This window comes from Helicobacter pylori, assembly GCF_003637665.1.
Classification (GTDB): domain Bacteria; phylum Campylobacterota; class Campylobacteria; order Campylobacterales; family Helicobacteraceae; genus Helicobacter; species Helicobacter pylori_CK.
This window is the reverse complement of the sequence record NZ_MVWR01000001.1, coordinates 272,660-285,439: the sequence shown is the minus strand read 5'-3', so window position 1 is coordinate 285,439 and position 12,780 is coordinate 272,660. Positions and strand designations below refer to the sequence as shown.

Here is a 12,780-nt window from a genome sequence, read left to right as displayed (position 1 = left end):
ACTCCTGCATTTAAGAGTAATTCAAGCACTGATTATATCATAATTTTAAATTAGTTTAAGAAAATATTAATAAAAGTTATCGCTTGATTAAAATCAAGCCCTTGGTTATTGGTTGTAAAAATACCTTTGAGCGTTTTTATGGATAATTTTTAAAATCATTTGCTAAAAATCACCATTTTATTGTATAATTACAAATCCAACCATTCCTTATGGTTTGGTTGGCACCGCTAAGATTGAAGGGTCACCTCCCCCTCCTTTCCCTTTGTCTTGGCGGTTGTTTTTTAACTCCTTGTTTTTAACCGCTTGATTACGATTTTAAGATTTTGTTCAACTAAGCTTGATTTTTAGGTAAAAGCCTAAGGTATGCGATCTCGCTAGGGGCTAAAAACCTTAAAGGAACACCCCAATACCCTGCCCCACTGCTCACGTAAATTTGAGTGGTGGGGCTGTGCTTGTATAAACCATATAGATAGGTTTGCGCCAACTTGACTAAAAGGCTAAAGGGGAAGATTTGCCCTGCATGGGTATGCCCTGAAAGCACTAAATCTACAGAGTGGCCTTCTTTGAGGCTTCTAATTTGTTTGGGCTGGTGGGCCAAAAGGATCGTAGGCTTACTACTATCACGCTTTTTTAAAGCTTTGTCAATATCAGGGGCAAAATTTTGACGCTTCCTTGCGAAATAATCATACACACCGCACAAATTGATCCCCCCTAAATGCACGCACTCATTCCCTAAAATCGTCAAATTAAGCGTGTCAAGAAACGATAAAATCGGCTCTATGCCATGATAATACTCATGATTTCCTGGCACATAAAAAGTGCCATGCGTGCTTTTAAGGTTGTTTAAGGGCAGTAAAAAAGATTTGACTTTTTCAATGTTTTCATCCACTAAATCCCCCCCAATCAGCACCATATCCACTTCTTTTTGATTGACTTCTTCTACAATGTAATCAACAAAATCTTTTTGCAACAAACTCCCCACATGCATGTCTGTGAGTAAAATGATCTTTAACTCTTTATCCAGCTTATCCAAATAAATAGGGGTTTCTTTGATTTTAGGGCGGGCCAACCCTTCATAAAACCCGTGCCAAAAATACCCTAATAACGCCAGATAAAACCCCAATTTTAAAAAGTTTTTTAAACTTTTACGCCTTGAATACAAAAAATCTATTTTTTCTATGGAGTAAGAAAACCCGTAAAAACTTAAAGAAAGGATAAAAACAATAAAAGATACAAACGAACACGCCGAAGTCAAAACAAACAAATGGCTAGGCATGTTATTTCTATAAAAAGCAAAAGCCGCCTCGCCCGTGCTCAAAAGGATAAAAAACCCCAAATAAGCGTATTGGGAGATTTTTTTTAAGGTTAAAAACGATTTTAACATCCTAAAAGAACTATAATTCAAAAGACACAAAACCAATAAAAACGCTATGGAGATCAGCATACCACCCTTTTATTACCATAAAGTGTTCTGTCATTCTATCATAATTAACGCTAATGCACCCTTTCATCGTGCTATTGTTTCCTTCTTTATCAGTCTCAATCCACACAGAAAGAGAAAAGTATCCCTCCCTTTAATAAAAGAGTGTGAGTTTGGATACAATAATAAAAAATGCGCTTAAAACCATAGAAAGGAGATACAATGCAATTAGACGAAGATTTAGAATTCGTTAAAAAAATCTTTAACCCTAACAGGGTGTTTGCCAAGCAAGCCAGGATTAAAAACATGTGCGAATATAAAGATTTAGTGCATGAAGCCAATGAAGATTATGAACATTTTTGGGGCGAGTTAGCCAAACAAAAACTCACATGGTTTAAACCTTTTGATAAGGTTTTAAACAGCGATAACGCCCCTTTTTTCAAATGGTTTGAAAACGGCAAAATCAATGTTTCTTACAATTGCATAGACAGGCATTTAAAAGACAAAAAAAATAAAGTAGCGATCATTTTTGAAGGGGAAATGGGGGATTATAATGTCATCACTTACAGAAAACTCCACTCTGAAGTCAATAAAACAGCCAACCTTTTAAAAAACGAATTCAATGTCAAAAAAGGCGATAGAGTCATTATCTATATGCCTATGATTGTAGAAAGCGTTTATATGATGCTCGCATGCGCTAGGATTGGAGCGATCCATAGCATCGTTTTTGCTGGGTTTAGCCCTGAAGCTTTGAGGGATAGGATCAACGACGCTCAAGCCAAATTAGTTATCACAGCGGATGGGACTTTTAGAAAAGGCAAACCCTACATGCTCAAGCCAGCCCTTGACAAGGCTCTAGAAAATAACGCCTGCCCTAGCGTGGAAAAAGCGCTCATTGTGATACGAAACGCCAAAGAGATTGACTATGTGAGAGGGCGCGATTTTGTCTATAATGAAATGGTCAATTACCAATCCGATAAATGCGAACTTGAAATGATGGACTCTGAAGATCCTTTATTCTTGCTCTATACAAGCGGATCAACCGGGAAACCTAAAGGCGTTCAACACAGCAGTGCGGGGTATTTGCTGTGGGCACAAATGACGATGGAGTGGGTTTTTGATATTAGAGATAACGATAATTTTTGGTGCACCGCTGATATTGGTTGGATCACAGGGCACACTTATGTGGTTTATGGGCCCTTAGCTTGTGGGGCGACAACTTTGATACTAGAAGGCACGATGTCTTATCCGGATTATGGGAGATGGTGGAGGATGATAGAAGAATACCGCGTGGATAAATTCTACACTTCCCCCACCGCTATAAGAATGCTGCATGCTAAAGGCGAAAACGAACCCTTAAAGTATAATTTAGACTCACTCAAAGTTTTAGGAACGGTGGGAGAGCCCATTAACCCTACGGCATGGAAATGGTTTTATGAAAAAATCGGCAATTCAAAATGCAGTATCGTGGATACTTGGTGGCAGACAGAAACAGGCGGGCATATCATCAGCCCTTTACCGGGAGCTACGCCTATAAGGGCCAGCTGTGCAACTTTACCTTTGCCTGGCATCCATGCAGAAGTTTTAAACGAAGACGGCACCAAAACAAAGCCCGGAGAGCAAGGGTTTTTATGCATCACTAAGCCATGGCCTTCTATGGTAAGAAACATTTGGGGCGATGAAAAACGATACATTGATAGCTATTTTTCTCAGATCAAGTTGAATGGGGAATATGTCTACCTCTCTGGAGATGGCGCTATCGTGGATGAAAACGGATACATTACTATTATTGGGCGCACAGATGATATTGTGAATGTGAGCGGGCACAGGATTGGCACGGCTGAAGTGGAGAGCGCTATTTCTAAACATGAAATGGTGGTTGAATGCGCGGTGGTGGGTATCCCTGATACGATTAAAGGAGAGGGCTTGTTTGCGTTTGTGGTGCTGTGCGATGGGGCTAAATGCAATCTTGGCGAGAGTTTAGAATTGTTAAAAGAAATGAATCATATCTTATCCGTTGAAATTGGAAAGATCGCTAAATTAGACAATGTCATGTATGTGCCAGGTTTGCCTAAAACCAGGAGCGGGAAAATCATGAGAAGGCTTTTGAAATCTATCGCCAAAAAAGAGCCCATCACTCAAGATTTAAGCACGCTAGAAGATGTGAATGTGGTTAAAGAAATAATGAGCATCGCTCAAATGGAGGAGTGAAATCTAAAAAATGCTTTTTAGCGTTTTTTAGCCAAATAATAAGAGTCCGATTTCAATCAAGCGATAATCTCTTATAGGGTGTGCAAACGCTACCGATTAGCGTTATTTCACCACTCAAAAAGCGTTTTAACTTTCTTTAAATCTTTATACTCCACGCTTTTGATAGCGTGATCCTCTAATTCAAAATCCGCGCTCAAATCGTTAGCGTCTTTAAGGACGGCTTGAAAGCTTTCTTTATTGGTGAGTTTGACTTCCACTTTTTCACCTAAAGAAAGCTTGAAGTGTTTGGGGGTTTTAAGCGTTCTTTCTAACCCCATAGAGCTCACTTCCAAAATATAAGCGTCTTGAATAAAATCGCACACATCTAATAAGGGCGAAATCACCTCGCTCACTTGTTGGCAAATATCCAAGCTGACCGCCCCATTAGGGTTTTTAAGGCTCACCCTTAAAACATGCTGCTCATTTTCTTTAACTAAACTCACATCATAAAGCAAATAACCCAAACTTTCAATCACGCCCTCTATTTTCTCTTCTATTTTTTTAGTCATTATCTTTCCCTTTAGCGATTTCATTAAATAAGGCGTCTAGGCGGAGCTGCTTTTCTAAACTATCATCTAAAACAAAACTGAGTTTTGGGCATTTAAACCACCCGCTCGCTTGCAAAACAAATTGCCTGATAAGACCCTCAGCTTTTTTTAATTTGGAAAGGATTTTATGATCTGATGAAAGCACAAACACATAAGCGTGGTGTTTCCCTTTAGAGCATTCCACTTTAGTAACGCTTAAAGAATTCAACTCGCCATCATTCAAGCTCGCTAAAGCCTCTTGTAGTAATTCTAAAAGATTGGATTCTAAGCGTTCTTTATGAGCGTTCATTAGAGGGTTCTTTTTTTATGGATTTCTTTATAGGTTTCAAACACATCGCCCACTTTAATCTCATTATAATTGTCTAGCATGATCCCGCACTCATAGCCCTTAGAAACTTCTTTCACATCGTCTTTAAAGCGTTTCAAAGAAAGGATTTCGCCGGTATGAACCACCACGCCATCCCTAATCAAACGCGCCTTAATGCCACGAGCGATCACCCCATCGCTCACCACACACCCGGCTATCGTGCCAACTTTAGGGATATTAAAGGTTTCTCTCACTTCCGCTTGTCCGGTATGCTCTTCTTCAATGATAGGGCTCATCAAGCCTAATAACAGCGATCGCATTTCTTCAATCAACGCATAAATCACCGTGTAAGTTTTAATGCTCACATTGTATTCTTTAGCCTTATTTTTCACATTACCGGTAGGGCGGATGTTAAAGCCTAAAATCACCGCATGCTCACTGCTAGAAACCAAGCTCAAATCATTCTCAGTAATACCCCCCACCCCTGAGTGGATCACTTGAATCGCCACTTCTTCGTTATTAAGCTCTAACAAGCTGTTTTTAATGGCTTCTAAGCTTCCTTGCGTATCCGCTTTAATGACTACAGGAATATTTTTTAATTCCTTATTAGCGACCATTTCTGAAAGCTCATCAAAAGACACTTTAGTGCTTTTACTCAAGGCTTTTTGGCGCAAATAAGTCGCCCTCTTTTGAGCTTGTAAGCGTGCGATAGAATCGTTTTCTACCCCTATTAAAACAGATCCTGCAGGAGGCACTTCGCTTAAGCCTGTGATGAGAGCCACCATAGAGGGTTTTAAATTTTGAATGCTCTTGCCTTGATCGTCAGTCATCGTTCTTACTTTACCAAACGCCGTTTCGGCAAAAAAACTATCCCCCACGCTCAAAGTCCCGCTTTGGACAATCACAGTGGCCACTGCCCCACGCCCTTTTTCCACGCTTCCTTCTAAAACAACCGCTCTAGCGCTGCCCTCTTCTATGGCTTTTAATTCCATAATATCCGCTTGGATAAGAATGGTTTCTAATAAATTGTCAATGCCATCGCCCGTTTTAGCCGAAACAGGGATAAACTCATGCTCTCCGCCCCAATCCACAGGGTTATAGCCAAGCTCAGCGCATTCGGCTTTGAGCTTGTCCGGATTGACATTAGGCTTATCCATTTTATTCATCGCAAAAATCACAGGCACATTAGCGGCCTTTGCATGCTCTAAAGCTTCAATAGTCTGCTGCTTCACCCCATCATCAGCCGCTATCACAATCACTGCAATATCTGTAACTTGAGCCCCACGATTACGCATCTGGCTAAAGGCTTCATGCCCTGGGGTGTCAATGAAAGACACCCATTTGTCATTCTTTTCTACCATGTAAGCGCCAATGTGCTGAGTGATCCCCCCAGCTTCAGTGTGAGCGACTCTTTTATCACGGATTTTATCCAGTAGTGAAGTTTTACCATGATCAACATGCCCCATGATAGTAACCACAGGTGGGCGCTCTTTTTTCACCCCCTCTAGCACTTCTTCTACTTCAAATTCTTCTAGGGTGTTTTGAACAGAAACTTCTAAATGGAACTCTTCGGCTAAAATTTCTATGCTATCCTTATCCAAAAAGTCGTTTTTAGTTACCATAAGCCCTAAATTAAAGAGGGTTTTAATCACATCGGCTAAATTCAAATTCGCTTTTTGCGCGAATTCATAGACGCGCACTTCTTCAGGGATTGCAATCGCGCTTTGGATCACTTTTTGGCTGTTATCGTTACGGAATGCGCGTTTTTTCTTGGATTGTCGTTTGATCCCGCTTTCATTCATCCAAGGGTTTTTTCTTTGGACGCGCACCCTGTCGTTGATATTTTGGCGGGTTTCTTTTTCCTCTTCTTCCTTATTGAGATTATCTTGTTCATGCAAATCAAACAATAAGATTTCATCGGTTTCATCATCATAAATATCATTGCCCTTAAAATCCCTCGCATCGCTCAAATCAATTTTATGGGATTTGTTGTTTTTGGCTGTGGGGGTGGCTTTGGGCTTACTGGGTTTTTTAACTTTTTTAGCCTCTTGTTTGTCTTTTTCTTGCCATTCTTTTTTAATGTCTTCAAAAATAGCCGCCGCGCTTTGAGTGGGTTTTTTGCTTTCTGTTACGCCGTTTTCAATTTCATTTTCTGTTTCATCGTTGCGTTTAATCACCCTAAAACCGGTGCGTCTTTTAATGTTTTCATGGCGTTTGATCTCTTGCTCTTGCTTTTTAACTTCGCTGATTTCTTTTTTAGCGTTATTAGCGTTATTGGTGCTGTTAGCGTTGTTAGCGTTGCTTTGGGTGAGCTTATTTAGGGCTTCTCGGCTTTTTTGGATTTCTTGGAGTTTTTGCTTGGCTTTTTCTATTTGAGAATGGCTAACCACTTTAGGGGTGTTTTCTATAGGGGGCGTTTGAGGGGGCGTTTGGTCTTCAAAAGTATTGACAATCTCTATCCCTCCCTTCTTTTTAGCAATGGGTGCAGGAGCTTCTTTTTTCTTTTCTTTAGTTTTTTTGGGCTTTGGCTGGCTTTTTTCTTCTTTTTTAGGCGTTTTAGAAACCTTTTTGTTAAGAGATTTAGACGCTACGGCTGTATTCAAATCGTCTTTATTGTCTTGTTCAGGATTTTTAGTGGGTTGATTGGCTTGTATTTGTTCTTTAATGCCATCCACAATGTATTTGTATAGCTTGCCTGCCTGCTCTGGGGTCATTTTAGAATTTGTCTTAAGCTCTAAACCAATATCTTTGGCTTGCTCGATCACATTTTTAAGCTCTTTTTGGGTCTTACCAAGCTCGGCTAAAAATTCTTTTAAATCAACCATACCACTCATGCTATGCTTCTCTCCTTAATCCAAGTAATGATGTTTTTGGTATCTTTTGGGGCATTCTTCATTTTTGAAACCGCTTTCAACAACTTTTTTTCTCCATTTTTCAAACAATTTCCACACACATAAAAACTACGGCCTTTGCCATCAAACTCCATGATTTGATTGTCAAAGCTTTTCAAACGCAACAAATCCTTTTGAGGTTGGCGCATTCTGCACGCCACACACATGCGGATTTTAATTTCAGTCTTTCTCAATAAGAACCCCATCATTATCAAAATCTAAAACCGCTACCCTAAATTTAGGGAACTTCTTGCTCAAAACCTGCTTTAATTTGGGAGCGTCTTCTTCATAACACATGTTAAAAAACGACGAACCGCTCCCTGAAAGCGTACTCATTAAGGCGTTATTTTCTAAAGCGATCTTTTGGATCGCAAACAACACAGGATAAGTTTGCATGCGCTTATATTGATGCATCCTGTCTTTAGAACAACAACGCAACAAGTCCCACTTCCCTTGCACAATCGCCATCGTCATCAAACTCGCATGCGAAAGGTTAAACACGCTTTCTTGCACGCTGTAACGCTTGGGCAAGAGATGGCGCGATTGCTTGGTGGAAATGGCCCTATTAGGGATCACCATCACCGCTTTTAAAAAAGAGGGGATTTTGGTTTTTAAACTTATCACTTTCTTTTTTTCCACAAACGCTGCATTATACCCCCCAAACACCGCCGGAGTGATATTATCCGGGTGGTTTTCATAAATTAGAGCGGTATTGACAATATTTTCTCTATCAAAATCAAACCCTAAAAACGCAAACGCTGAAGCGACCGCACCCACAATCATCGCCGAGCTAGACCCCATGCCCCTTGTAATAGGGACTTTATTATGCAATAAAAATTTAAACGATCCGTCATTCCCATGCTTTTTTAAAATCTCATAAAACACTTTAGTGAAGATATTGTTGGTTAAAAACTTAGGAATCCCCTCACCCTCCCCAACCAATTTCACCGCATGGAAGCTGCTAGGCTCAATAAAAAAACGATTGCGTAAATTCAAGCTCAAACCCAAGCAATCAAAACCGGGGCCTAAATTCGCACTCGTTGCAGGAACACTCACTACCAAATTTTAAACCCCTATTGTTGATACCCTTTCATTTTTAAAACTAGCATTATACACTAAATAGGAGGCAAAATGTAAAACGGCGTGTTCAATTGGGTGAATTTGTCTTTCTCTAAAAAGGGGGGCAGCATGAAATCTTTTGGCACAATTTTCAAATCTTTAAAATCGCTCAAGCTTTCCCTTTCTTTTGAAACAAAGTATTTATTGGCATACGCCAAAATGGGCGTGTTGTCGTTAAAATCAAAGCCTGTGGTGGAATAGAGTTCAAAGTCATGGATTAAAGCCAAAGTGTGTAAGAAAACATGCGTGAGCTTTAGGCTAGTGAAACTCCCTGGCCCTTTAGCGTAATAAACCCCTTTAATCGCCGGTAAAGTAGGGTTTTTAAAATCTTCAAATAATTGCGAAAAAACTTCCACTAAAGCTTCACTTGTTTTTGATTTGGAAGTGTAAGAAGCGCATAAAAAATTGTTTTGATACACCCCAAGCAAGACCCCCTCGCCTAAAGAGATAAGCGCTAAATCCAATTCCAAAAATAAACCCTAATTAGGATTAAGCGAAAGCCTTTTGCAACGCAAATTCTTTAGCTGGATCTGTAGCGATCAAAACTTCGTAATTTTTGGCGTCCGCTAAAATGGCTTTAACCAACATGGAATTGAGTTTATGACTCCCTGAAAAAGAAGTGTATTTGCCCATCACGGGCATGCCTAAAACCATCAGATCCCCCATAGCGTCTAAAATCTTATGGCACACGAATTCCTTTTCGCACCTCAAGCCCTCTTTATTCAAAATGCTGTTTTCATCCAGAACGATACAATTATTCAAGCTTCCCCCTTTAGCCAAACCAATGGATCGCAAGTAATTCACTTCTTGCAAAAACCCAAAGGTGCGGGCTTTAGCGACTTGCTCTTTGTAAGCGGTTTTACTAAAGATGAAATGATGGGCTTGCTTAGCGATAACCGGATGGTTAAAATCAATCGTGAAATTCAAAGAAAGCTGGCTGTCTGGCTCAATTTTAACGAATTTATCGCCCTCTCTAACCTCAACGGCTTGCTTGATTTCCATCACTTTTTTAGGAGCGTCTAGTTCTTTAATCCCTGCTTCATCTAAAAGCATGCAATAAGCCAAAGCACTCCCATCCATGATAGGGATTTCTTCGTTATCCACAGAGATTTTAAGATTATCAATGCCATACGCATGGATAGCTGAAAGCAAATGCTCAATCGTAGAAATCCTAGCGTTATCCTTACCCAACACGGTTGCCATTTTGGTATCCACGATGTTTTCAGGTTTTAAGGGGAGCTTCACGCCCAAATCAGAGCGGTAAAAAACAATGCCTTGACTTTCTCCTAAAGGCTCTAAAACAAGCTTCACAGGAACGCCCTTGTGCAAGCCTATCCCTACTAATTCCACAGAGTGGTTAATGGTTGTTTGTTTCATAATACTTCCTTTATGTCTAGTATATCGTCATTTTTAGTGATTATTTTAATATTTTTATTTACCAAAAGCCGTTCAACCTCTTTTAGAGATAAAATTTTATTTTGAAAAACGATTTGAGCGCTCTTGACTTCTTTTAAGATCAAATATTCTCCAAAGCACGCAATCGCCCCTTCGCAAACCCCATAAACCGACACACAGCCCTCTGAAATAATCTTCGCCCCGTTGTGGATATTACCCAAAAAAATAAGGTGGTTAGCGCTATAAATCTCTTCCCCGCTCCTGATATTACGCTCATAAATCGTTGTTTTGAGTTCTATCGCATTAGGGTTATTTTGCTTTAAAAGGTTAGCGTCTTTTTCTGTGGTTTTGATATAGCGCCCGTTTAAAGCGCGATTCGTTTCTAAAAACAAAAGCTGGTGTTTGCGCAAAACGGCTTTGACTTCTGGTTCAATATCGTATTTAAATATAATGAGAAAATATTGCAAAAGAGCATGGTTTTTTTCTAAAAATTCCATGACCGCTTCAGGCTCTTGCTTTTCAATTTCAAACGCATGCACATTTTTTTGATTCGTTTTTAACATGACTATCCTTTCATTAAAATCCGTTTGGCTTGCTCTATGGGGGTGATGATATTGGTTTTTATCCATTGCTCATTAAGCCATTCATTGGGCCGGACAAAAACCCCTTGTAAAAGCATCCCTAAATGCAACCCGATCCCTAATTTCAAACCACTACTCCCCACGCTTTCATCATCTTTTAAATGGGCTAAAAAAACGCACAAACCTAACCCATAGCAATGGATTAAACTATTACCATAAAAATCCAACTCCCCCTTAAAAACCCTCTTCGCAGACGGATCAAACGCTAAAGACAAATCCTTGCTAGGCATCAAATCCACCCCTAAATGCAAGAACTGGAACAACACCTGATTATCCTTTAAGATACGCCGATTTTCTAAAAAATTGCTTGCCATTTTAAAAGGCCCGTTCAAGGGTTTTAGCGCTTGAAAATGAGAAAAATCCTTATAAAAATCCCCTTGCTCTAAAGCAATCTTGTGGATTTTTTCCAAATCTTTTAAGCGCGCGTTGGAAAATCTTTCTAATAAAGTTTGTTCAGTGTGGTTTTGGAATTTTTCTTGCTTTGTAATCTTATCTTTTAGGGCGCTTAAGTCTATATCTTTTTCCCTCACATGACGGGTTTTTCGCTTGAACAATAAAGGGGTGGTATTAGAGTTATAGGCTTTATCTTTAGCGACAATAAACGCTTTAAAATCCTTATTTTTGTAAGACCAAGGCACTAGAGCGATAAAAACATTACGCTGTTTGAATTCTAAAAGCCTGAAAGCTTCAAAATCCTTTTTTTTGACGCGCACAAACGCTTGAGACAAATTCTTATCCAAAGCTTCAAAGACAACTATCGCGCTCCCTCCATAAGCGATGCTTGGGGAACGAGATAAAATAGTAATTGAGGGTTTTATCGTATCAACACACACTTCTTGTTTGAAAGACGCTTTATTGCCATTGAAAAAATTAGCATAACTCCAATCATTAGCTTGAATTTCATACGAAAGGCACTTGTCTTCTAGCCCCATGATTTCAGGCTTGATCAAAGGCACTTCTAAAGACTTGGGTTTATCCAATACCAGATTTTCTTTTTCGTATAGAATCAAATCATCTTGTGTGGTTACTTTTAAATCATAGCGTTTGATGCCCTTTGGGGCTGCTATTTTAATCTTAATGGGTTTTTTTAAATCCCAAAAAAGCGTTTCATCATTGCCATTAAGTACACCCTCTTTGCTGCTTAAACTAAAACTTAAAGCTTTGGTTTTTGTGATTAAAGCGTTAAAAATCAAATAACCCCCTAAAATTAAAACGACTAACGCTAAAATTTTAAACCTTAACTCCAAGATCAAGCCTTAAAAAATGAACGCATAATTCACTAATAAAAAACTGGATCGCTTGAACTGGTTGTTAGCTGAAATCAACAATCGTTCATTATCTTCTTTATTTTGATAGAGCGCTCCCTCTTCCACTCCCATTCTCAAATAGCTAATCGGTAATTTGGTGCCAATCTCTAAGCGGTGTTTCCTATAAAGCGTTAAACTCACGCCCACATTAAAAGTATAATCCACTTCAATCAAAGATTTCCATAAAAAATTAGGGCTTGAATAGCCCTCAACTACCAAATTCCTCCCGTTTTGATTAGGCTTGTCTTGATAGAGCATAAGCCCTATCCCAAAACCCGCATAAACGCCTAAAAAATGCTTTTTAGTTTTAAAATCTAAAGGCATATCAAACAATAAATCGGTATTGACAGCCCCTAAAACATAAATAAACGAGCCTACAGATTGCTTGCTTGCATCCTCTTTTAACACCCCTCCCCCAAGCAATAAATCCCCATAAAATCGTGTCCCAAAATAAGGCACGAAGTATTTTTGATACCCGAATTTAGTGCTAATCATAGAAACAGGAGCGTTAATATTGATATTGTTTTTAAACGCGCTAGAGGCATTTGCGCCATATCTGTCTAACATTTCCCCTTGATAAGAAAGATTAAATCCCCCATAAGCATACCCACCCCCTAAAAAAACCCCGCTCTTATCATCGGCTATGGAAAAAGATTTGAGTAATTTTTTTCTTTTCTTTGAAGAAATCTTTGGGTAAGTTCGCTCTAAATATTCTTCTTCAAACTTATCCTTATCCATCTCTTTGGGCGAAACCCCTTTTTCGGTGAGCTGTTGCTTTAAATGGTTTATTTTTTCGTCTAATTGTTGGTTTTCTTCTTCTAAATTGTCATAATCTGTCGCTTGAAGTCCTATAATGAGCGCGATATAAATCAAACCATATTTAAATTTCAACATTTTAGCCT

General features: G+C 39.3%; 12 protein-coding genes. 1 reads left to right on the top strand and 11 read right to left on the bottom strand.

Annotated elements, in window-relative coordinates; genetic code table 11:
- Nucleotides 1-331: 331 nt before the first annotated feature.
- Nucleotides 332-1,444, bottom strand: coding sequence for a metallophosphoesterase (locus tag EAL49_RS01420; RefSeq protein ID WP_120828388.1), 1,113 nt, complete (start codon nt 1,442-1,444; stop codon nt 332-334).
- A 198-nt stretch (nt 1,445-1,642) separates the two neighbouring features.
- Between EAL49_RS01420 and acs the strand changes: the two genes are divergently transcribed.
- The gene (gene acs, locus EAL49_RS01415; RefSeq protein WP_120828386.1) at nt 1,643-3,631 is read left to right on the top strand and encodes an acetate--CoA ligase; all 1,989 of its coding nucleotides are present in this window, start codon (nt 1,643-1,645) and stop codon (nt 3,629-3,631) included.
- 107 nt (nt 3,632-3,738) lie between these two features.
- Here acs and rimP read toward each other — a convergent pair whose 3' ends face one another.
- Genes rimP through EAL49_RS01365 form a run of 10 tightly spaced genes read right to left on the bottom strand, consistent with a single transcriptional unit; the run spans nt 3,739 to nt 12,772 of the window.
- Nucleotides 3,739-4,179 (bottom strand): ribosome maturation factor RimP, encoded by a 441-nt coding sequence (gene rimP, locus EAL49_RS01410; protein ID WP_000162254.1) that lies wholly within the window; start codon nt 4,177-4,179, stop codon nt 3,739-3,741.
- On the bottom strand, nt 4,172-4,507 hold the full coding sequence (rbfA, locus tag EAL49_RS01405; protein ID WP_033761304.1) for a 30S ribosome-binding factor RbfA: 336 nt from the start codon (nt 4,505-4,507) through the stop codon (nt 4,172-4,174). Before rbfA ends, rimP begins: the two co-directional genes overlap by 8 nt.
- On the bottom strand, nt 4,507-7,359 hold the full coding sequence (infB, locus tag EAL49_RS01400; protein ID WP_120828384.1) for a translation initiation factor IF-2: 2,853 nt from the start codon (nt 7,357-7,359) through the stop codon (nt 4,507-4,509). The genes rbfA and infB overlap by 1 nt, the downstream gene beginning before the upstream one ends.
- The gene (locus EAL49_RS01395; RefSeq protein WP_001232482.1) at nt 7,356-7,610 is read right to left on the bottom strand and encodes a DUF448 domain-containing protein; all 255 of its coding nucleotides are present in this window, start codon (nt 7,608-7,610) and stop codon (nt 7,356-7,358) included. The genes infB and EAL49_RS01395 overlap by 4 nt, the downstream gene beginning before the upstream one ends.
- Entirely contained in the window at nt 7,597-8,478 is an 882-nt protein-coding gene (thrB, locus tag EAL49_RS01390; RefSeq protein ID WP_000261726.1) for a homoserine kinase, read from the bottom strand. Before thrB ends, EAL49_RS01395 begins: the two co-directional genes overlap by 14 nt.
- A 53-nt stretch (nt 8,479-8,531) precedes the next feature.
- Nucleotides 8,532-9,005, bottom strand: a complete 474-nt coding sequence (locus EAL49_RS01385) for a tRNA threonylcarbamoyladenosine biosynthesis protein TsaB (protein WP_162973064.1) — start codon at nt 9,003-9,005, stop codon at nt 8,532-8,534.
- A gap of 19 nt (nt 9,006-9,024) precedes the next feature.
- Nucleotides 9,025-9,912, bottom strand: a complete 888-nt coding sequence (gene lpxC / locus EAL49_RS01380; RefSeq protein ID WP_120828382.1) for a UDP-3-O-acyl-N-acetylglucosamine deacetylase — start codon at nt 9,910-9,912, stop codon at nt 9,025-9,027.
- Nucleotides 9,909-10,493: a septum site-determining protein MinC gene (minC, locus tag EAL49_RS01375; RefSeq protein ID WP_162973063.1), complete on the bottom strand. Its 585-nt coding sequence runs from the start codon at nt 10,491-10,493 to the stop codon at nt 9,909-9,911. Before minC ends, lpxC begins: the two co-directional genes overlap by 4 nt.
- Before the next feature lie 2 nt (nt 10,494-10,495).
- Nucleotides 10,496-11,818 carry a M23 family metallopeptidase gene (locus EAL49_RS01370; RefSeq protein ID WP_162973062.1) on the bottom strand — a complete coding sequence of 441 codons (1,323 nt, stop codon included), beginning with the start codon at nt 11,816-11,818 and terminating at the stop codon, nt 10,496-10,498.
- 9 nt (nt 11,819-11,827) lie between these two features.
- Nucleotides 11,828-12,772: an outer membrane beta-barrel protein gene (locus EAL49_RS01365; RefSeq protein ID WP_120828378.1), complete on the bottom strand. Its 945-nt coding sequence runs from the start codon at nt 12,770-12,772 to the stop codon at nt 11,828-11,830.
- Nucleotides 12,773-12,780: the final 8 nt, after the last annotated feature.